Raw genomic sequence first — 21,433 nt, 5'->3', positions numbered from 1 at the left:
CATGAATAACAAAGGCTCCTGTTGGGAGCCTTTGTGGTCGTGTATCATGCTGATGGTTCAATCCCTTACGCAGCGCAGGCAGAAACCATTCCTCTTAAAGTTGTAGAACCGGCTGACGCGAGCTTCGTCGGTGTTCAAACCCCGGGACCATGCGAGGTCAGCACCAGCCCCTGAGGCACTCCACCAAAACCCGAAGTCACCTATGTAGTTGAAGTAACCACTGTCGTTTCGGCGGGAGCCGCCTGGACGGCCTAAGAATCCGCTCTGGTTGTTCGCCCCTGTGTTGGGTTCATTCCACAAAGTGGTGGTCTTCATCTTGCCCCCTACGTACTGGTCGGCACCTCGGTATCCCGTTAGGCCCAGCTCATTGGCCGACATACCCAATGCAGCTTCCAATTGCTGCCACTCGGCATCGGTGGGCACATGCCAGCCTTCGGGGCAGATGTTGGGGTTGGCCGCTGCGTACCAGTTGTAGAGCTTGCCGTAGGTGGCGTCGTTGGCCGGGCTGTTGTCGTAGTTGCTCCAGGCACCGCTGTTCAGTTGGGTCCAGGCGGTGTTGCCCGTCACGTTCGGGATGGTGCTGCCATCGGAATACGTGGCCGTTCGCAGGTTCTCCGCCATCCAGCATTGCCCGCCGATCTGCACTGCGCGATACACATGACCATCGATGTCCGCCACCGTGGGTGACTCCGGACATACCCTGCCCGCGAACAGCGTGAAAGTGCGTGTGGCTGAAGCGATGGGCACCTCATCGATCGACCCGCTCTGTGCGATGCCGGCATCCGTTGCATAACCGATGTAACGCAATTCATCCCCCGGTGTCCACGTGAACAAGGAGCGGTCGGACTTGGCCATGACCGAGGACCCAACGGCGCCGGCATAGGTCAAGCTCGAACCCGAAGCATCCCCTGCCATGGCCACCATGCGGTGCGCGGCACGCCGGCCATCCTGGATCACCGTGAGCACATGCACCCCCGGCGTGGCCGTGGTGAAGCGGAACCGGTGCTGCCCGGCGGCGAGGTTGCCGGCGTATGTTGCCTCCAAACGCCCGGTTGCATCATGCACCTGCGCCACCGTCTGGCCGGAACGATCGGTGCCCACGAGGATCTCGGTGTGGTCCGAAAATGGGTTGGGCTGGTTGCGCAGCACCGGCGCTTGCGCAGCCGCGCCGGATACGCCCGTGGAACCCAGCACCAGCATGTTGTCCGGGAAGTATATCATGGTGTCACCACCGGCCGTCAGGTTCATCACCAGGATGCTGTCCAACGGAACGGGCGCACCATTGAGCGTTCCTTCAAAGGTGAGGGTGATGACCTGGGACCTCACGCTGGTGATGAGGACGAGAAGCACGAGCACAAGGGTCGGGAAGCGGGTCATGACAGGTGGTTTGGTGTAGCCAATGTAAGCGGCTTCCGTATTCGACGAGTGAACCTCAACCGCATACACGAGCTCATCATGTTCCGCCCACCCATCAACCCTTTTCTTGCCCACGCCTACCTTGGCTACTCGTTCGGCAGGCACACCTGATGTCCCTGTCCGTTCGTGTCTGCCATCCACATGAGCAAGATCTCCATCCGCTTCTTCGACGACCGCGAGGTGCGCGCCGTTTGGGATGAAGACCATGCGAAATGGTGGTTCAGCGTGCTGGATATGGTGGCCGTGCTGACCGACCAGGACGACTACGACAAGACACGCAATTACTGGAAATACCTCAAGGCCAAGCTGAAGCGAGAAGGCAGCCAAGTGGTTAGTGCCGCTACCCAGTTGAAGCTGCTCGCACCGGATGGCAAGAAGCGCCTGACCGACGTGCTCGACCATGATGGCATCATCGCCCTGGGCAAGGAGTTCCCGAGCAAGAAGGCGAACCGCTTCATCCAATGGTTCACCCACAGCGAGGAAAGCGTGGATGGCAAAAGCCGGACAAAGGCCTATGCCTTGTTCGAGAGCTCGTTCATCGACAGCATCGAGGTCGGCACCGCCAAGGGCCTGCAACAGATCCACGCCTACCTCTTCGGCGGCCTTTACCCCTTCGCCGGCCAGATCCGGCAGAAGAACATCTCCAAGGGCGGCTTCCAGTTCGCCACATCGCACTTCCTCGGGGCCACTCTCAAGCAGATTGACGCGATGCCCGAGGACACCTTCGACCAGATCGCAGCCAAGTACGTGGAGATGAACGTGGCGCACCCGTTCATGGAAGGCAACGGACGAAGCACACGCATCTGGCTGGACCTGATCCTGAAGAAGCGCCTGAAGCGATGCGTGGATTGGAGCCGCATCGGCAAGAAGGAGTACATGCACGCCATGGTCCAGAGCTCAGTAGACTCCCGCATCCTGAAAAAGCTGCTGAAGAACGCGCTGACCAACCAGATCGACAGCCGCGAGATGTACATGAAAGGGATCGATCACTCGTACTACTTCGAGGAGGAATGACCAGCACCCTCATTGTCGGAAGGACTCTAGCCGATTGATCATGTGCTGCAATCAGTCGGAGGAGCCGGCCATTCCACAGATGAAGGAGCCCTTCGGCGAATTACGAAAGCCTCATCCCTTTCGAGCACTATGCCGCAACTTCAGCGCACCACCACCCTCCCGCTCACCATCGCCGCATCCTTCACCGCGCGAATGGCATAGCAGCCAGCCGCCAAGGACATGGGCGCGCGCCACACCACACCCTCACTGCGCGCCATAGCCCGCGCCACGCAGCGCCCGGCCGCGTCGAAAGCCTGCACCTCCACGCGGCCTTCATGCCATTCAGCACCGCGCACCACCACTTCGCCCGTGGCCTCCACGTACCACATGCCCGCCACGCCGCGCGATGCTGCCTCCACGCCGGTGCTCAACTCGGAAGTCAGGCTGCCCTCCTCCAGGAACACCGCTGAATCGTACACCCCATCGTGCGCATCGGCGATGGCGATTTTGAGCTGATAGAGCCCTCCCGGCTGCACCGCTGCCTTCGCAGTGAGCACTTCGGTGTAGCCATCAAGGCCGCAGTTGGGGCCGAAGAAGTTGTCCAGGTAATGCACCGTATCCATCTGCCAGTTCGGATAAGCCCAGCAGAGGCCTTCGCCGTTGCTGCCGGGCACGCCTAGGTTCACGGTGTTCACGCATACGGGCAGGCCGGTGGCAGGCAAGGTGGCCATGTTGATGCCGTCGTTGCTGAAGGAGCCATCGATGCCGGGGCCAGAGAGGAAGATGCCCAGAATGTCGTTCTTGATGGAGCACACGTACTCATCGTACTCCTCGCTGCCGAACACGTAGCGCAGCTGCAACGAGTCGCCTGCTGGGATGAGGTCGATCGTGAGCACGGCGGCATCCCATTGCGGCGCGGGCGGAATGAGCAGCTGCAGCAGATCCGGGTCTGTCAGGCCGCTGGAACCGCCGCCCATGCTGGTGCCCTGCGAGAGGTTGGGCGCTTCGATCACGTGCACCAGTCCCGTGGACATCACCAGTCCTTCGGTCATGCCGATGCTGCCGATGGTATCGGTGAAGGTGCCGATGGCGTAGGGCAGCAAGAGGTAGCTGGCGCTGATCACCGTGACGCCCGGACCCACCAAGTGGTCGTTCACTACTGCGCTGTAGTCCGGGTTGGGGGGCAGCACTGCGGCGTGTGTTTGCCCAAGCGAGGCAGTGCTCAGGAGAAGCAGGATCGTAAGAAGGCCATTGCGCATGGAGGCAAGGTAGCGGGATCGTTCTTAGAGCGCTGGGTTACGGCGGGATCCAAGCATGGCGACCTGCCCGGGGTGACTGTTCCATGGAACCCATCTCCAGCCATTGCATCCCTGAACAAAAAGCACGGTCACGGTGACTGAAGCACGATCCGCGCATGGCGTTCCTGCTGGCCGCTGCGCATCGAGATCTGGTATAGGCCAGGAGGTAAGCCCGCAAGGTCGAGGTGCAGTCGATGGCCGCTGGATGCGGCGTGGAGATCGCTGCGAAGCACGCAACCAAGGGCATTGGTCACCGCCACATGCACGGGGCCATCGAAAGGTGAATCAATGCCCACTAAGCCCATAGCAGGGTTCGGCGATACAACCAGCGGCACATCCCATGGGTACGAAAGGCCGGTCCCGAAATCGACCGTCCAATCGTGGATCACCACGCCGCCGAAGCTGCTGTAATAAGGCTGGAATGGCAGGTTGGCGTTGTTCACGAAGCTGGACACGGCTCGATCGCCGAACACATCAACGCCCCAGGCAGCAGCGGTATCGTTCGGCAGGATGTGGCCGCCGCGCAATGCAGGCACCGGCCCGCTGATGTCATACACGAGGAGCTCGCTGTCCCCTCCGCTCACGAAGAGCAGGCTGTCGCCCATGGAGGTGGCGGTCTCGTTGGCGTGTCCGTCGCTGCCGAACCAGGAGAAGCCGATGCAATTCCATGGATTCAGCCAATGCAGCTGCGCCATCGCCGCAGGTTCGCTCACGTCCACCACTTCCAATCCGCAGAAGTCGACGGTCACGTACGCCTTATCGCCCACCACGGCAACATGGTTGTAGGCGGGCGGCGTGAGCGCTGGCTGTTGCGGGTTCACATATCGCCCCAGTTCCACCATCGCAGCTGGGTCGTTGACGCTGAGGATGCGCAAGCCGCCCGCATCATAGGCCAGGAAGAGCAGACTGTCGACGATATCCATTCCACGCGTGGCTGGTGGGTATCCTGCGATCCCGGGCCAGCTCGGATCCGGCTGGAAACTGCTGATGAACGTGATGCTCGCCGGGTCGCTCACATCGAGCGCGACCACGCCATCTTCCATGACGCCCACATAAGCCACTCCTTCCTGCACCCGCACGCTGGACGCTCCGTTGGCGAATGCGGGATCGGTCCACAGGTCGAGCAGCACGGGCTGCACAGGGTCACTGACCTCCACGATGGCGAGGCCCGCCATCTGCGCGGTGCCCTCGAACGCGCCGATGCAGACATAGAGCAATTCATCCACCTGCTCCACATTCATCACCTTCAAGCCGCTGAGGTCAGCTGGCCATATCGTATCCACGGGCACCGGCGCCGTCAGGTCGGAGATATCGAGCGTTACCAAGCCTTGCTCCGCGCAGGCCATGTAGAGGTACGGCCGCTCTAGGCGATCGAATCGGCTATGCAATGAATAGTAGGATGCGTTCGGAGGCGCAGCCCAATACGGGAACTGGAAGCGGCCCGATTCCGCAAGAAGCACGGTATCGATCGGTTGGGCCGAAGCAAGCAACGGAGCTGCGGCGAGCAGAAAGGCGCAAGGGCGGAACATGATGTGAAGGTAGAGGGAGCCGAGCCATGTGCCAGCTGCGATGCACTGCCTATCACGGCAGGTCCCTCGAAGCGCCTCTCCAACCAAGCCTGCCGCGCGGGCAATGAGCATCCGGCTATATTGGCGCGCCATCGGCCGCCTTCCTTGGGTGGTCAGGCATAAACCCCAAACCTTCAGCATGAACGCGACTGCTGCCCAGAACGGGTCCACCGGCCGATTGCTCGGCTTCTTCATTGTCCTGCTCGCCCTCTCTTATGGCCTGCTGAAATTCGCCGTGGGACTCGATCAAGGCCAGCCCGGCGCCACCTTCCAGCTCTGGCTCTTCAGCAGCATCATTGCTTTCCTGGGCACCGTCATCTTCTGGCTCTTCCAGCAGAAAGAGCACCCCCGCGGATTGTACCTGCTCTTCTTCACGGAGATGTGGGAGCGTTTCAGCTACTACGGCATGCGTGGGATCCTCACCTTGTACCTGAGCAAGACCGCTCTGGAGGGCGGCTTGGGCTTCGCGAAAGAGGACGCCACCGTGATCTACGGCTGGTTCACCGGCTTGGTCTACCTCACGCCCATCATCGGCGGCTGGATCGCCGATACCTACATCGGTCAGCGGCGCGCCATCCTCATTGGCGGGGTGCTCATGATGCTGGGGCAATTCAGCCTGGCAAGCGGCATGGGGCCTTCGGGCGCCTACCTCGGCTTCGCGCTCCTGATCATCGGCAACGGCTTCTTCAAGCCGAACATCAGCACCATCGTCGGACAGCTTTATCCCCAGGGCGATCCCCGCCGCGACAGCGCCTTCACCATCTTCTACATGGGCATCAACCTCGGCGCCTTCCTGGCCCCGCTGGTATGCGGCTACTTCGCCGAGGACCTCTTCGCGGTGAAGGCCGATGATGGCACCATCACCAAGTATGCGTTCGAGTACGGCTTCCTTGCCGCGGGCTGTGGCATGCTGCTGGGCCAGGTGATCTTCAACTCATTGGCAAAGCGCTACCTGGGCGAAATCGGCGTGCAACCGGCCAAGAAGAACAAGAGCGACGCTGAGGCTCATGCCGAGGCCAATCGCCCGCTCACCAAGCAAGAGACCGACCGCATGGCCGTGATCTTCACCATCACGGTGTTCGTGACCTTCTTCTGGGCCGGCTTCGAGCAGGCGGGCAGCTCGCTCACGCTGTACACCGACGAATACGTCAACCGCACCGTCTTCGGCTGGACCATCCCGACGAGCTTCTTCCAGAGCGTGAACCCCCTCTTCATCGTGCTGCTGGGTGCGCCTATCGCGGCCATCTGGCTTCGCCTCGCCAAGAAGGGCAAGGACTGGAGCATACCCGTGAAGATGGGATTGGGCATGCTGCTGCTGGGCGTGGGCTTCCTCTTCATGCTGGGCGCCGTGATGGAGCGCGGTGGGGAGAATGCGGACCCCACGGTGAAGGCGGCACTGAGCTGGTTGCTGCTCACATATTTCTTCCATACCGTGGGTGAGCTTTGCCTTTCGCCCATCGGCCTGAGCATGATCACGAAGCTGGCACCGGTGAAGTTCGCCAGCATGCTCATGGGCGTGTGGTTCCTTTCGCCTTTCGTGGCGCAGATCATCGGCGGTTACATCGCGGCTTATGTGGAGAAGCTCGGTGCCTTCATGGTCTTCGGCCTGATCGCCGGCTTCGTCATGGCCGCGGGCCTGGTCATGTTCCTTATCAGCCGCAAGCTGGTTACCATGATGCACGGCCGCGGCTGACCCGGCACGATCATTGACCAGCGCTGACAACTGAACAACCCGATGCACACCCGAATCCTCGCAATCACCGCCGCCGGCCTATTCGCCATCGGCCTCCTGGCCCAAGACCCGAAACCGGCCGGAGGCGGAACCATCCAATGGATGAGCATGGAACAGGCCCAAGCCGCCGCCAAGAAGAGCCCAAAGCCGCTTTTCGTGGATGTGTACACCAGCTGGTGCGGTCCATGCCGAATGCTCGATGCCCGCACCTTCAGCGATGCCCGCGTGGCCGAATACGTGAACAAGCACTTCTATCCGGTGAAGTTCAATGCCGAAAGCGGCGAGCCGGTGACCTTCAAAGGGCAGAAGTTCGAGAACCCGGACTACAATCCGGCCATGAAGCAAGGGCGCAACGGCACCCATCAGCTCACCATGGCTATTGCCAACGTGCAAGGGCGCATCGCTTACCCCACCATCGTTTACCTCGACAGCGACCTCAACGTGTTGGCGCCGGTGCAAGGGCTCATGGACCCGCCGCAGATCGAGCCCATCCTGCACTACTTCGGCGAAGGCCACTACAAGACCCAGGAGTACCAGGCATTCTTGGGAGCCTTCAAAGCGAAGTGGACCGCGCCATAGCCCGAGCCGCTCATCATTGGAAGCCCTGCTGACGCGGGGCTTCTGCGTTTCGTGCGAACCAGCAGTCATGGGTGCTTGTTCGGAGGCTACATTAGCGGCCATTCCAAAAACACCCACCCCTTTCACTTAGCGGCGATGAGCGAGAAGGCGCAGATCATCCTCAACGGCAAGACGTTCGAGTTCCCCGTGTTCACCGGCAGCGAAGGCGAGAAGGCCATCGACATCAGCAAACTGCGCGACGAGACCGGCTACATCACCCTCGACTTCGGGTATAAGAACACCGGCGCCACCACCAGCGCCATCACCTTCCTCGATGGCGAGGAGGGCATCCTGAGCTACCGCGGTTACCCCATCGAGCAACTGGCCGAGAAAGCGAGCTTCATCGAGGTGAGCTACCTGCTGCTCTTCGGTGAGCTGCCGAACAGGAAGCAGCTCGATGAGTTCGAGGGCAACATCCGCTACCACTCGCTGGTGCATGAGGACATGAAGCACTTCTTCGAGTTCTTCCCGAGCAATGCCCACCCCATGGGCATCCTCTCGGCGATGGTGAACTCGCTGAGCACCTTCTATCCGCGCAGCCAGGACCCCCACCGCCCGCAGCATGAAGTGCTCCGCACCGTGTACCGCCTCATCGCCAAGATGCCCACCTTGGCCGCGATCAGCTACAAGAACAACCTGGGCCATCCGTACATGTACCCCAACAACAAATTGGGCTACGTGGAGAATTTCCTGCACATGATGTTCGCCATGCCCACCGAGGAGTACACGGTGGACCCAGTGGTGGCCAACGCGCTGAACACCCTGCTGATCCTGCACGCCGACCACGAGCAGAACTGCAGCACCAGCACCGTGCGCATCGTGGGCAGCAGCCAGAGCAACCTGTACAGCGCCGTGAGCGCCGGCATCGCCGCTTTGTGGGGACCGCTGCACGGCGGGGCCAACCAGGAAGTGATCGAGATGCTGGAGACCATCCGCAATGACGGCGGCGATATCCAGAAATGGGTGGACAAGGCGAAGGACAAGAACGACCCTTTCCGCCTATTCGGCTTCGGGCACCGTGTTTACAAGAACTTCGATCCGCGCGCCAAGATCATCAAGAAGAGCTGCGACGACGTGCTCAAGAAGCTCGGGGTGAACGACCCTGTGCTGGAGATCGCCAAGCAATTGGAAGAGATCGCCCTCAAGGACGATTACTTCATCAGCCGAAAGCTCTACCCCAACGTAGATTTCTACAGCGGCATCATCTACCGCGCCATAGGGATCCCCACCCGCATGTTCACCGTGATGTTCGCGTTGGGCCGTTTGCCCGGCTGGATTGCGCAATGGATGGAAATGGTGCAGAACAAAGAGCCGATCGGCCGTCCGCGCCAGATCTATACCGGCGCTACCAAGCGCGACTATGTGCTGGTGAAGGACCGTAAGTGACCTTCTGAATAAGCGCTCAAGAGCGGCTCCGAATGGGGCCGTTCGTGCTGTATGGCCATCGGTACGGGCGGGTGAAACAACTTGGAGGCCTAAGGGGGCACCCGGCACTGACAACAATCAGTATCGATCCAGTCGATCATCATCCTCGGAGGTCGCGCACAGCGTTCCCTTCGGGGGCACACCTCCCGTATCCATGAAGAAGATCCTCGTTCCCACCGATTTCAGCGCCCCCGCGAGCAATGCGCTCGAAGCGGCCGTTCAACTGGCCAAGAAGCATGGGGCAAGCATCCATTTGCTGCACGCCGTGGATGTGCCCAGCACATGGCAGGATGGGCAGTTCAGCACCGCAGTGCTTGCTAACAAGCCAACCAAGGCCCAGCATGATCTTTACCCGGAGGCACGGCAGCGTGTAGGCGCAGCAAGGCAGCAATTGGAGGTGACGACGATGGCTTTGCAGAAGCGCGGCGTGAAATCAGCTTACACGTTGGCGCCGAACGCGGTCTGGAAGGAAGTGGTTGACGCGACCTCCAAGCTCAGCGCCGACCTCGTTGTGATGGGCACGCACGGAGCAGGCGCTCTTGAGGAAGCCTTCCTCGGGAGTCACGCCCAGCGCGTGATCCGGTATTGCAGAGCACCTGTGCTCACTATCCGGCACAAGTGGGCCGGGCGCGCGGAACGAGTAGCATTGCTGGCCGATCCGATGGAGAAAGGGACCGAAAAGCAGCTGAACCGCCTGATGGCGATCCTTGAAGGGCCACGCACGCGTTTCCACCTTGTTCGCGTGAACACCCCCGGCCGCTTCCAAGACACGCGCACGAGCTTCGCGCAACTCGAAGCGCTGGCGAAGAAGCTCGCCTCGGCGGTCAATCTGCATGTTGTCGATCACTTCAGTCCCCAAGAAGGGGGCATTGATTTCGCCGTGGGCGAGAGCATGGATCTGATCGCAATGGCGACGCATGGTCGTACAGGCGCCAACGCGTTCCTGAATCCAAGCGTGGCGGAAACCATCGCCAACCGAAATCCACTGCCCACGCTGACGCTGCGGGTCGGTTCGTGATCGCGCAACGCGGGAAGTCGCCGCCTAGGGGTCCCTGTTCCAGCCGACGCTACGCTTCCTTCACGAACTTGGCCATCACCTCCGGGGTGACGCCGGTGCTGCTGAAACCGCCATCGTGGAAGAGGTTCTGCATGGTGATGCAGCGCGTGTAGTCGCTGAAGAGGGCAAGGCAGAAGCGGGCGCAATCCTCAGCGGGCGCATTGCCAAGCGGACTCATCTCCTGCGCGAAGCCGAAGAATCCATCAAAGCCCTTGATGCCTGTGCCAGCGGTGGTGAGCGTCGGGCTCTGGCTCACGGTGTTCACGCGGATGCCCTTGGCCTTGCCCAGGCGATAGCCCCAACCGCGACCGATGCTCTCAAGCAGCGCCTTGGCATCGGCCATGTCGCCGTAGTCGGGGAACACCCGCTGCGCCGCGATATACGTAAGGGCCACCACGGAGCCGCCTTGCGCGATGGCATCGGCCTTGTGCGCGGCTTGCAGCATGCGATGGAAGCTCATGGCGCTCACATCGAGGGTCTGCTTGTACCACTCGTAGTTCAGATCATCGTACTTGCGGCCCTTGCGCACGTTGGGGCTCATGCCGATGCTATGCAGCAGGAAATCCACCGGGCCGCCGAGCTTGGCGGTGGCTTCTGCGAAGAGCTTCTCCAGATCGGCATCGTTGGTGGCATCGGCGCCGATCACCGCGCTCCCGGTAGCATCGGCCAGCTTGTTGATCTCACCCATGCGCATGGCCACCGGGGCATTGGTGAGCACGAAGCGCGCACCTTCGGCGTGCGCCAGCTCGGCCACCTTCCACGCGATGCTCATTTCATTGAGGGCGCCGCTGATGATGCCGCGCTTGCCGTTGAGGAGTCCGATGGCCATTGGGAATCTTTGTCTGCGGCGAAGATAGGAGCGCTTCTTCGCGCGAATCCGTCGATCCCGATTGCATGGCGAACTGTGGCCCCATACTTTGCAGGCATCCAAAGGCAAGCCATGAACCTGAAGCCCCTACCCCTCCTCATCGTTGCCTTGGCACCGGCTTTCGCGCAAGCCCAGTGCATCACCAGCTTCCCGCATAATCAGCCCTTCACCAGCGGCACCGTGGGCACGCCTGGGACTTTGCCCACCAATTGGACGAACCTCAGCGGTGACGATCTCGAGTGGAACGTTGACAACAATGGCACCAACGGCAGCACCATACTCGGCACGGGGCCATGGACCGATCGCACGCTGAACAACACCACGGCCAACGCCAAGTACATGTACGTGGAGAGCGCGGGCACTGGCAGCACCCCGAGCAAGACCGCTATCCTCGAATCCCCCTGCTTCAACATCAGCGCGCTCGGCACGCCATACCTCACCTTCTGGTACCACATGCGCGGCAGCCAGTTGGGCAGCCTGCACGTCGATATCGATGCGAATGGAACCGTTGCCCAGGGCCTGTGGAGCCAAAGCGGCGATCAAGGCATCTATTGGAAGCAGGGCTGGCTGAGCCTAGCCCCCTATGCCGGACAGACCAACTTGAAGATCCGCTTCCGCGCCATCACGGGAAGCGGGCAGCTTAGCGACATCGCTTTGGATGATGTGTTCATTGGGAACCTCACGCCCGTATTCGGTTGCAGCGAAACAACCGCCGCGAACTACAGCGCGAGCGTGAACGTGAACAATGGCAGCTGCGACTACAGCTGTCCCGCCGGCCAGAAGCGCGTGCGCATCGACATCTTCCATGACAGCTATCCCGGCGAGACCAGCTGGACACTGAAGAACGCGAGCACCGGAGCCACCTTGGCCAGCGGCACCACGAGCAGCAGCATCTGCGTGCCGCAGAATACGTGCATGGTGTTCCGGATCAACGACTCCGTGGGCGATGGCATCTGGCACAACACCTATGGCTATGGCCAGTACTTCGTGTGGTTCGATGGCGCGGTGATGAAGCAGGGCGGGCAGTTCGGCAGCTTCGAAGAGACCACCTTCAACTGCCCGGCAGGCTTCGCGTGCAGCACCGCCGTGCCCATCACCCTGGCGCCTCTTACCGGAGTCTACCCGCAAACGCTCGCCACCGCCACCACGACCATGCTGGAGCAGTGGTACACCTTCACCCCGCCGCAGACCGGGCAGTACCAGATCACCACCTGCGGAAGCAACGCGTGCGACACGAGGCTCTGGATCTATGACATGGCTTGCGGGAGCATCGTGCTGAGCAGCGGCGTGGAAGGCGCCACCTTCGCCGATGACGACGATGGAGGCTGCGGCAGTCAAGCCGTGGTGAACGCCAACATGCCGGGCGGCACCCTCCACCGCCTGCGCGTGGGGCATAACACGGCAACCCTGGGCTGCGGGAGCACGGTCACGTTCAGCATCATCTATCTCGGCGCTGTCTCCGGGTGCATGAACCCGGTGAGCTGCAACTACGAGCCCTTGGCCACGGTGCCTTGCGATGATTGCTGCATCTTCTATCCGAATCCCAGCTGCCCCAATGGCCCGGACCTCACCATGGACCAGCCGCGATTGCAGAGCACGCTCACCCTGCAGCAGGTCACCATCACCGATGCATGCGCCCCGACCGAAGGATGCGTGCGCGGGCTCGGATCCCGATACGTGCTGCGCTTCGCCACGCGCATCAATAACATCGGGGCAACGGATTACTACATCGGCAGCCCAAGTTCACAGCCGCAGATGTTCAACACGAACAACTGCCATGGCCACGCGCATTACGCCGGTTACGCTGATTACCTGCTCTTCGACCAGGACAACAATGCGATCCCTGCCGGATTCAAGAACGGCTATTGCGTGATCGATGTGGGCTGCACCCCAGGGCATACCGGCCAGTTCGGCTGCAGCAACATGGGCATCACCGCCGGCTGCTTCGACGAGTACGGCACAGGCACCACCTGCAACTGGATCGACATCACCGATGTGCCGAGCGGCACCTACACCCTCGTGCTCCGCACCAACTGGCAGCAGGCGCCTGACGCACTTGGCCGGCATGAGGTGAGCTATGCCAACAACTTCGCGCAGGTCTGCATCAACATCACCCGGAACGCCCAGAACGTGCCCTCCTTCACGCAGGTGGCCAACTGTCCCACATGGACCGATTGCCAGGGCCAGGCATACGGCGACGCGCGACTCGATTGCAATGGCGTATGCAACGGCCCCACCAAGCGCGGCGACCTTACCGGCGAGGGCCAGCAGAACCAGGCCGACGCCATGGCCTATGTGCAGGACATCCTAGGGGACGACATCACGCCCTCGACATGCAATGACCTGAACAACGATGGCGAGGTGACCGTGACCGACGCTTCGCTCATGGTGTACGCCTACACGCAGCAAGCATCGCATGACGCCACTGGCCATGTGCTTCATTTCCACCCATGGTTCGATTTCCCGCGCGGCTACACCACCGCCGAACAGGCCGAATTGAGCCTCGCCAACTTCAATCCGGTGAACAAGACCGTGGACGTGATGATCCGCAACCCCGACGCGCGCGTGATGGCCTACGAATTCACGGTCAATGGGCTCACCATCCAGAGCGCCGCTAACCTCGCACCGAACCTGGCGGGCGACATCAGCATGAACACCGCGCTCGGCGGCAACAAGGTGATCGGCATCTGCTACTTGGACAGCTCCTTGGTCAAGAACAGCGGCTTCGTGCCGTTGGCGCGGATCACGTACATATCGCTCACTGGCGCGGAGATCTGCATCAGCTCGGTACAGGACATCGTGAACCCGGATGGCAATAACATGATCGCAAGCGTGAACGGCGGCTGCCTCACCGTTCCGAACACCGTGGCGCTGCGCCCGCAACTGTGGCTTGAAGGGCCATACGACGCGACGTCCGCCCCGCCGATGATGCGCGACGACCTGCGCTTGGGAGGCTTCCTTCCGACACTTGAGCCTTACACCGCCATGGGCTACCCGCACATGAACGGGGGTGGCGGCGAGCAGATCGCCACGGGCGTGCTGGGCATCAGCGGTTCCAATGCCATCGTGGACCATGTCGTGGTGGAACTGCGGTCGGCGACCACGCCTGCGCAAGTGGTTGGCACCCGCTCAGCCCTGCTTCAGCGCGATGGCGACGTGGTGGGCATGGATGGCTCATCGCCGGTACTGGTGCAAGTGCCGCCCGGCAACTACCACGTGGCCGTGCGCCATCGGAATCACCACGGTGCCATGACCGCGGCACCGCTGGCCATCAGCACGACGCCGATCACGGTCGATTTCAGGTCCGCGGCCACGCTCACATACGGCACCGAAGCGCGCAAGAGCGAGGACGGAACGCTGAAGCTTTGGGCGGGTAACGTCTCCAGCGATGACCTGCTCATGTACGTCGGTACCGGCAATGACCGCGACCCGATCCTGGTGCGCATCGGCGGAGCGTGCCTACGAGCATCGTGAACGGCTATTTCCCCGAGGATGTGAACCTGAGCGGGGCGGTTAAGTACACCGGCACGGCGAACGACCGAGACCCGATCCTGGTGAACATCGGCGGCGTGCTGCCCACCGCCGTGCGGACCGAGCAACTTCCCTGACCTGTTCTGCTGTGCATCCTGCAATCCCCGAACCCATGCGCATCCTGAGAACCGCAGTCCTTTCCGGCCTCCTTGCAGCGACATCGGCTGCCAACGCGCAAATCGAACATGGCGGAATTCCATTGACCATCGCGCGCGGCGCTGACCTGCCGCTGATCGAAGGCACCACCCTGGCAGCACCGGACCTTGCAGAGCTCGCCGCACAGGACGCCCTGAACGACCTGGACAAGGGGATCCCCTACCGCTTCGGTTACAACCATGCAGTCGATTTCGACCTTGGGAACAGCGGGACTTGGGGACTGCTGGAGGATGGCACCCGTATTTGGCGCATGGAGATCGAATGCCCGGGTGCGATCAGCATCAACTTCGAGTTCAACGAATACCACCTTCCCTTGGGCGCGCGCGTGTTCGTGATCAACGGCCATGGAGAGCATATCGGCGCCTTCACGCACGAGAACAGCGTGGGTGGCGTGCTGGGTGTGCAACCCATGCGTGGCGACCGCATCATCGTAGAGTACCAGGTACCCGCCAAAGGCCCCATAGGCCGGCTTCGCATCGGGCAGGTCACCCACGGCTACCGGGATGTATTCGGCTATGCCCGTGCACTGGGCGAGAGCGGCTCATGCAACAACAACGTGGTGTGCCCGGAGGGCGATCCGTGGGACGACCAGATCCGCAGCGTGGCCATGATCGTGGTGAGCGGCAACGGCATCTGCACAGGCACCTTGCTCAACAACTGCGCGCAGAATGGAACTCCATACTTCCTCACCGCGCGGCACTGCCTGCCCAGCCCGGTCACCAACGTGAGCACCTGGGTGTTCCGCTTCAACTGGCAGAGCTCCGTATGCAACCAGAACCTCAATGGCCCCACGAACCAGACCGTGAGCGGCGCCACGCACCTGGTGAACAACGCTGGAAGCGACGTGGCCCTGCTGCAATTGAGCAGCGCGCCCCCATCGAGCTATGGCGTTTACTACAGCGGATGGGACCGGAGCGGCACGGCGCCCACCAGCAGCACCTGCATCCACCACCCCAGCGGCGACATCAAGAAGATCAGCTTCGATGTGAACGCGGCAACAACCGCCACATACGGGAGCGCCACTTGCTGGCGGATCGCCGCTTGGGAGGATGGCACCACCGAGCCCGGCAGCAGCGGCAGCGGCCTGTGGAACCAGAGCAAGCGCATCATCGGCCAGCTCTATGGCGGCGAAGCGAGCTGCAGCAACAATGTGAACGATTACTTCGGCAAGTTCTCCACGAGCTGGACCTCACTCTCCACCTACCTCGGCAGCTGCGGCAACACGCTCGACGGCTGGGACCCCAATGCCGCCACCCTCGCCCTCGATGCGCAGATCACCGGCATCAACGGTGCGAGCGGCAACAACTGCTCAGGCACGATCAGCCCCACCGTCACCGTGCGCAACGGCGGCCTCACCACGCTCACCAGCTTCCAGCTCGCCTGGTCCATCAGCGGCGGCGCATCGGGCAGCATCCCTTGGACGGGCAGCTTGATCAGCGGCGCGAGCACCAACGTGGCCATCGGCACGGTGAGCCTGCCTGCCGGCTACCTCACGTTCACAGCCACGGTGAGCGCGCCCAACGGCGGCACCGACCAGAACCTGGCCAACAACACCGCTAACAGCAACATCACGTACGGCCCGAACTCGCTCACCTTGCAACTGAACCTTGATCGCTATGGATCCGAAACGACCTGGGTGATCCGCAATGGCTCGGATATCTTGGCCAGTGGGGGGCCTTACGCGACCCAGGCTGCGAACGGGGTGTATCCGCAGCCACCGATCGTGGTGTGCGTGCCGAACGGCTGCCATGAGCTCGTTGTGTACGATAGTTGGGGCGATGGAATCTGCTGCGCTTTCGGAGCCGGGAGCTTCACACTGCTCGATGCGCAGAACAACACGCTCGTGAGCAACTCGAACTTCACCGGAGCCTCCGTCACGCACCCCTTCTGCGTCACGCAATCGATCCTGGCAGCGCCTAAGGTCTTCCTTGAAGGTCCATACGGAACCGGACCGATCATGAGCGATGCATTGCGTGCCGCAGCGCTGATCCCTGCAACCGAGCCTTTCACCGCGCTCAGCTTCACGCATGTCGGAAGCGGCGGGGAGACCATCAATGCCAATGTGCTGAGCACCACCGGCAATAACGCCATCGTCGATTGGGTGTTCCTGCAATTGCGGAACGCGACCGCAGGATATCCGGTGATCGCAACGCGTTGCGCACTCGTGCAGCGCGATGGCGATGTGGTTGACATGGATGGGACGAGCGCCGTGTCATTCACAGCTCCTGCAGGCAACTACCATGTGGCCGTGCTGCACCGGAACCACCTCGGCGCAATGACCGCCACGACGCGCGCGCTCAGCGGCACCGCCACCGTGGTCGACTTCACCGTGCCAGGCACCACCACCTATGGCACCGATGCGCGTAAGGCCATTGGGGCGGTGCAGGTGCTTTGGAGCGGGAACTGCAACGCCGATAACACCCTCGCTTATACCGGAAGCCCCAACGACCGGGACCCGATCCTCGTCCGCATCGGGGGCAGCGTTCCAACCAACACGGTGAACGGCTATTACTTGGAGGATGTGAACATGGATGGCGTGGTCAGTTACACAGGCACGCTCAACGATCGCGACCCCATCCTGGTGAACATCGGTGGCAGCGTGCCCACGAACACAAGGGTCCAACAGCTGCCCTAACGCAATGAGCAGGCGCGGCAACGGACATTCGTAGGCTCAGGCTCTGCATGTTGAATCACCTTGCCAAGTCCGGATCGGATCCGCGATTTTCGCGCACTCAAAACACATTGACCAGAATGTCCAGAACCGTATTGCTCCATTCCGCTTTCCTCGCTGCCGGAATGAGCAGCCTGAATGCTCAGGATTTCAACGAGTACCGCAACGCGGAGGTGCAGGAGATGGTGTTCTTCGGTGAAACCGTCGCCTATCGCGATTGGGATTCCACGCTCACCTTCCCCAATGAGGCCGTGCGCGACGAGAAAGGACTTCTCATCAGCACCGGAAGGCCACCAGGCCTGAAGGCATCGCGCTTGCACCAGAAGGTGAATCCGAATGCGCTCCCAATAGGCGATGACCCCGCTTGGCAACGTGAGTTCGGCGAACGGGACACGGACCGTGCGCTCGATATCACCGTCAATGGCCAGGGCTACACGAGCGTGAACCCGGCTGATCCCTGCCTTGATGTTGGCCCGAACCACGTGATCCAGATGCTCAATGGCGGCAGCGGCGCATATTTCCGCATCTACGACAAGAACGGCACGGCCCTCGGCGCACAGGTCTATCTGGACAACTTCGTGAATGCCATCGGCGGCATCAGCAGCTACAGCGGGTTGGGCGACCCCATCGTGCTCTATGATGCGATCGCCGATCGCTGGCTCATGAGCGAGTTCAGCAGCAGCGGCAACCGCATGATCGTGGCCGTTTCCTCCTCGCCGGACCCCACAGGCACTTGGTATGCCTACAGCTTCACGGCGCCCAGCTTCCCCGACTATCCGAAGTACGGCGTGTGGAACTCCATGTACCTGATCACCACCAATGAGTCGCAGCCCGCCACCTATGCGCTCGATCGCACGCGGATGCTGCAGGGCCTCAGCGCCACCGCGCAGCGCTTCACGGTGCCCGGTGTGCCGACTATTGGCTTCCAGGCCACCACGCCAATCACGCACGATGGCGGCCCCGCTCCACCGGTCGGTGCCCCCGGCATGTTCATGCGCATGGCCGATGACGGCTGGGGTGCATCGATCCCCAACGACCGGCTCGAACTGTGGTCGCTGACGGTCGATTTCACCACGCCCGCCAACTCCGTGCTCTCCGGACCGGTGCTGCTCGCCACCCAGCCATTCGAAACCGAGCTCTGCGGCTACCTGTCATTCAGCTGCATCCCGCAGCCCGGCACCACCACACGGCTCGACCCCCTGCGCGAAGTGATCATGAACCGAGCGATCTATCGCAATCTCGGTACGCACGAAGCCATTGCCTGCAGCCATGTGACCGACGTGACCGGCACCGACCGCGCGGGAGTGCGGTGGTACGAATTGCGGCGTACCGCGCTGGCGAATCCGTGGAGCATTCATCAGCAGGGCACCTACTCGCCCGATGCCGCCAACCGCTGGATGTCGAGCATCGCGATCAATGCCAATGGCGACATGGGCCTGGCATACAATGTCTCCAGTTCGTCGGTCTTTCCGAGCATCCGCTATACCGGCCGCTATGCGAGCGATCCGTTGGGGCAGATGACCTTCGCCGAGACCAGTATCGTGGCCGGCACCAGCCGCAACGCCAGCAACCGCTATGGCGATTACAACTCGCTCGATGTGGACCCCGCCGACCAGAGCTTCTGGGGCACGGCCAAGTTCAACACCAGCACCAGCTGGAGCACGCGCATCTTCAAGTTCTCCTTCACGCCGCAGAACGTGAGCGTGTCGCCGCGCGTGCTGCTCGAAGGGCCGTACGCAGGTGGCGGCTTGATGAACGATGGCTTGCGCAGCGCGGGGATCATCCCGCTGGTGCAGCCTTTCACGGCGCTGGGCTACGGCTTCACCAATGGTGGAGGCAGCGAATCAACCACGGCACCCGTGCTCTCGGTCACGGGCAGCAACGCCATCGTTGACTGGGTGGTCGTGGAGCTGCGCAGTTCATCGAATCCGGCCACCATCATCACCAGTCGTGCAGCACTGCTTCAACGCGACGGCGATGTGGTGGAAGTGAATGGCACCGGCGCCGTGGTGATGAACGCGCCACCGGGCAGCTACTATGTGGCGGTGCGCCACCGCAACCACCTGGGCATCATGACCGGCACGGCGCAATCGCTCAGCGCTCTGCCCTTGAGCATCAACTTCACATCTGCGGCCACCACGACCTGGGGCACTGAAGCGCGCAAGGACCTCAGCGGCACCTTGGTGATGTGGTCCGGCAACAGCGACTTCAGCAGCCAGCTGGCCTACATCGGCGACCCGAATGACCGCGATCCGATCCTGGTGCGCATCGGCGGCACGGTGCCCACCAATACAGTGAGCGGCTACTTCAGCGAGGATGTGAACATGGATGGCGTGGTGCGTTACATAGGAGACCCCAACGACCGCGACCCGATCCTGGTGAATATCGGCGGCAGCGTGCCCACGAATACGCGGGCGCAGCAATTGCCTTAACGCTGTTCCAGCAGCACCCGCGCGTTCTCCAGCGCCTGCTCCGTGACCTTGCGCCCGCTGAGCATGCGTGCGATGGCCTCCACGCGCTCTTCCTGCCGCAGCGGTGCGATCGCCGTGCGAACCCGATCGCCGTCGGCATCCTTGGTCACCTGGAGATGATGCGAGGCCTTGCTCGCGATCTGCGGCAGATGGGTGATGGCGATCACTTGCCGCTCCTTCCCCATCGCCGACAGCAGCGCCCCGACACGGTCGGCCACTTCGCCGCTCACCCCGGTATCGATCTCATCGAAGACCACAACGGGCAGATCGCGCGACCCGGCGGCCAATGAGATGAGCGCGAGCATCACACGGCTCAGTTCCCCCCCGCTGGCCACCTTGTCCAAGGGTGCCGGCGCGCGGTCCTTGTTGGCGGTGAAGAGCGCGCGCACCTGATCGATGCCATAGGGCCCAGGCTCTCCGGTGCGGTGATCGAACTGGAACACGGCGTGCGGCATGCCGAGCTGATGCAGCAGCGCTTCCACCTTGTTCGACAAAGGCTTGATGGCCTTGGTGCGCGCCAATGAGATGGCCTTGGCCTCCTTCGCGTACGCAGCCGCGAGCCGCTGCGATTCCTTCTCCAGCGCTGTGCATCGCTCGCTCAGGTCATCCACGGCCGATGCGCGCTGGCGAAGCTCCGCGAGGACATTGATCAAGCCGGCCTCATCCGGAGCGCGGTGCTTCTGCTGCAAGCGGATGAGCAGGTCGATGCGGTCGCGCAACATTTCGGCACGGCCGGGATCCACTTCCACCGACGCGGCCAGCCGCGCGGCCTCTGCGCCCACATCCTTCAATTCGATGGCCGCCCCCTCAACGCGTTGCAGCAGTCCGGCAAGCACCGGATCGATGCGCGCTGCCTTCGAGACCAAGGCGCGCAAGCGTTGCAACAGCACAGCCGCGCCTTGATCCCCCGACGCGCCTTCCTCGATGGCGCGATAGGCTTCGGCTCGCTCGCCGGCATGCTCCGCAAGGCGCAGTTCGTCCTCGATGCGCGAATGCTCCCCCTCGGTGATGGCGGCTTGTTCCAATTCCTCGAGTTGGAAGCCCACGAAGTCGGCCTCGGCCACCGCGCGCTGATGCTCGGCGCGGGCTTCATCCAATGCATGCCCGGCTGAGCGCCAATCGGTGAACAGGACGCCAAGCTCCTTCACGGCTCCTTCCTGACCGGCCAATTGATCGACCAGACCGAGTTGGAAGCGCGCATCGTTCAGCAACAGCGTGTGGTGCTGGCTGTGGATGTGGATGAGGCGCTCGCCCAGTTCGCGCAGTTGCTCGAGGCGAACGGGCGTATCGTTCACAAAGGCGCGGGAGCGACCGCCGGGGTCGAGCTGGCGCCGCAGCAATGCGTTCTCCTCGTACGGCAATTCGTTCGTGGCGAACCACGATCCGAGGCCGAGGCCAACGAGATCAAGCTCCAGTTCAATCGCGCATCGCTTGCTGGGGTCGCGGAGAAGCCCAGCATCGGCTCGGGCGCCCAGGGCCAGCTCCAATGCTCCGATGAGGATGCTCTTGCCGCTGCCCGTTTCACCGGTGATGGCCGTGAGGCCCTGCTGCCATTCGAGCTCCAAGGAGTCGATCAGCAGGTAATTGGTGATGGCGATACGGGTGAGCATGGGGCGAAAACGGTGAGCT

The 21,433-nt window shown here is 62.1% G+C and carries 14 protein-coding genes; 9 read left to right on the top strand and 5 right to left on the bottom strand.

Annotation, left to right across the window (positions count from 1 at the left end):
• Window positions 1-57: 57 nt before the first annotated feature.
• On the bottom strand, window positions 58-1,377 hold the full coding sequence (locus tag IPK70_07475) for a fibrobacter succinogenes major paralogous domain-containing protein (GenBank protein MBK8227001.1): 1,320 nt from the start codon (window positions 1,375-1,377) through the stop codon (window positions 58-60).
• Between the two features lie 180 nt (window positions 1,378-1,557).
• Between IPK70_07475 and IPK70_07470 the strand changes: the two genes are divergently transcribed.
• Window positions 1,558-2,430, top strand: coding sequence for a Fic family protein (locus IPK70_07470; protein ID MBK8227000.1), 873 nt, complete (start codon window positions 1,558-1,560; stop codon window positions 2,428-2,430).
• A 140-nt stretch (window positions 2,431-2,570) separates the two neighbouring features.
• Here the strand turns inward: IPK70_07470 and IPK70_07465 are convergent, their stop codons facing one another.
• Together IPK70_07465 and IPK70_07460 are read right to left on the bottom strand one after the other, a co-directional pair.
• A complete protein-coding gene (locus IPK70_07465) occupies window positions 2,571-3,668 on the bottom strand; it encodes a choice-of-anchor L domain-containing protein (GenBank protein MBK8226999.1) in 1,098 nt (365 codons plus the stop codon).
• Window positions 3,669-3,796: 128 nt separating this feature from the next.
• The gene (locus tag IPK70_07460; GenBank protein MBK8226998.1) at window positions 3,797-5,236 is read right to left on the bottom strand and encodes a hypothetical protein; all 1,440 of its coding nucleotides are present in this window, start codon (window positions 5,234-5,236) and stop codon (window positions 3,797-3,799) included.
• A gap of 178 nt (window positions 5,237-5,414) precedes the next feature.
• Here IPK70_07460 and IPK70_07455 point away from each other — a divergent pair, with 178 nt between their 5' ends.
• From IPK70_07455 to IPK70_07440, 4 genes are all read left to right on the top strand, one after another.
• A complete protein-coding gene (locus tag IPK70_07455; protein MBK8226997.1) occupies window positions 5,415-6,968 on the top strand; it encodes a peptide MFS transporter in 1,554 nt (517 codons plus the stop codon).
• Between the two features lie 42 nt (window positions 6,969-7,010).
• Window positions 7,011-7,586, top strand: a complete 576-nt coding sequence (locus IPK70_07450; GenBank protein MBK8226996.1) for a thioredoxin family protein — start codon at window positions 7,011-7,013, stop codon at window positions 7,584-7,586.
• Between the two features lie 135 nt (window positions 7,587-7,721).
• Complete coding sequence (locus IPK70_07445) at window positions 7,722-9,011, top strand: citrate synthase (GenBank protein MBK8226995.1); 1,290 nt, start codon at window positions 7,722-7,724, stop codon at window positions 9,009-9,011.
• 193 nt (window positions 9,012-9,204) lie between these two features.
• Complete coding sequence (locus IPK70_07440; protein MBK8226994.1) at window positions 9,205-10,068, top strand: universal stress protein; 864 nt, start codon at window positions 9,205-9,207, stop codon at window positions 10,066-10,068.
• Window positions 10,069-10,117: 49 nt separating this feature from the next.
• Here the strand turns inward: IPK70_07440 and IPK70_07435 are convergent, their stop codons facing one another.
• Window positions 10,118-10,936, bottom strand: a complete 819-nt coding sequence (locus tag IPK70_07435; protein ID MBK8226993.1) for an SDR family oxidoreductase — start codon at window positions 10,934-10,936, stop codon at window positions 10,118-10,120.
• A gap of 111 nt (window positions 10,937-11,047) precedes the next feature.
• Between IPK70_07435 and IPK70_07430 the strand changes: the two genes are divergently transcribed.
• The 4 genes from IPK70_07430 (at window position 11,048) to IPK70_07415 (ending at window position 19,765) form a co-directional block, all read left to right on the top strand.
• Entirely contained in the window at window positions 11,048-14,449 is a 3,402-nt protein-coding gene (locus IPK70_07430) for a hypothetical protein (protein ID MBK8226992.1), read from the top strand.
• Window positions 14,431-14,583: a hypothetical protein gene (locus tag IPK70_07425; GenBank protein MBK8226991.1), complete on the top strand. Its 153-nt coding sequence runs from the start codon at window positions 14,431-14,433 to the stop codon at window positions 14,581-14,583. Before IPK70_07430 ends, IPK70_07425 begins: the two co-directional genes overlap by 19 nt.
• Before the next feature lie 35 nt (window positions 14,584-14,618).
• Entirely contained in the window at window positions 14,619-17,297 is a 2,679-nt protein-coding gene (locus IPK70_07420; protein ID MBK8226990.1) for a trypsin-like peptidase domain-containing protein, read from the top strand.
• A gap of 161 nt (window positions 17,298-17,458) precedes the next feature.
• On the top strand, window positions 17,459-19,765 hold the full coding sequence (locus tag IPK70_07415; GenBank protein MBK8226989.1) for a hypothetical protein: 2,307 nt from the start codon (window positions 17,459-17,461) through the stop codon (window positions 19,763-19,765).
• Here the strand turns inward: IPK70_07415 and recN are convergent.
• A complete protein-coding gene (gene recN, locus IPK70_07410) occupies window positions 19,762-21,414 on the bottom strand; it encodes a DNA repair protein RecN (protein MBK8226988.1) in 1,653 nt (550 codons plus the stop codon). The two genes, IPK70_07415 and recN, sit on opposite strands and share 4 nt — an antisense overlap.
• Window positions 21,415-21,433: the final 19 nt, after the last annotated feature.

The sequence above is a fragment of the Flavobacteriales bacterium genome (genome assembly GCA_016712535.1).
Taxonomy (GTDB): domain Bacteria; phylum Bacteroidota; class Bacteroidia; order Flavobacteriales_F; family PHOS-HE28; genus PHOS-HE28.
Note: the sequence above shows the minus strand (reverse complement) of the source record. Positions and strands in the feature narration are given on the sequence as shown.

Excerpts from the sequence above, each read along its gene's own strand:
- IPK70_07465 (MBK8226999.1), bottom strand. The coding sequence starts at position 3,668 with ATGCGCAATGGCCTTCTTACGATCCTGCTTCTCCTGAGCACTGCCTCG.
- IPK70_07435 (MBK8226993.1), bottom strand. The coding sequence starts at position 10,936 with ATGGCCATCGGACTCCTCAACGGCAAGCGCGGCATCATCAGCGGCGCC.
- IPK70_07455 (MBK8226997.1), top strand. The coding sequence starts at position 5,415 with ATGAACGCGACTGCTGCCCAGAACGGGTCCACCGGCCGATTGCTCGGC.
- IPK70_07420 (MBK8226990.1), top strand. The coding sequence starts at position 14,619 with ATGCGCATCCTGAGAACCGCAGTCCTTTCCGGCCTCCTTGCAGCGACA.
- IPK70_07430 (MBK8226992.1), top strand. The coding sequence starts at position 11,048 with ATGAACCTGAAGCCCCTACCCCTCCTCATCGTTGCCTTGGCACCGGCT.
- IPK70_07470 (MBK8227000.1), top strand. The coding sequence starts at position 1,558 with ATGAGCAAGATCTCCATCCGCTTCTTCGACGACCGCGAGGTGCGCGCC.
- recN (MBK8226988.1), bottom strand. The coding sequence starts at position 21,414 with ATGCTCACCCGTATCGCCATCACCAATTACCTGCTGATCGACTCCTTG.
- IPK70_07475 (MBK8227001.1), bottom strand. The coding sequence starts at position 1,377 with ATGACCCGCTTCCCGACCCTTGTGCTCGTGCTTCTCGTCCTCATCACC.
- IPK70_07460 (MBK8226998.1), bottom strand. The coding sequence starts at position 5,236 with ATGTTCCGCCCTTGCGCCTTTCTGCTCGCCGCAGCTCCGTTGCTTGCT.
- IPK70_07450 (MBK8226996.1), top strand. The coding sequence starts at position 7,011 with ATGCACACCCGAATCCTCGCAATCACCGCCGCCGGCCTATTCGCCATC.
- IPK70_07440 (MBK8226994.1), top strand. The coding sequence starts at position 9,205 with ATGAAGAAGATCCTCGTTCCCACCGATTTCAGCGCCCCCGCGAGCAAT.
- IPK70_07415 (MBK8226989.1), top strand. The coding sequence starts at position 17,459 with ATGAGCAGCCTGAATGCTCAGGATTTCAACGAGTACCGCAACGCGGAG.
- IPK70_07445 (MBK8226995.1), top strand. The coding sequence starts at position 7,722 with ATGAGCGAGAAGGCGCAGATCATCCTCAACGGCAAGACGTTCGAGTTC.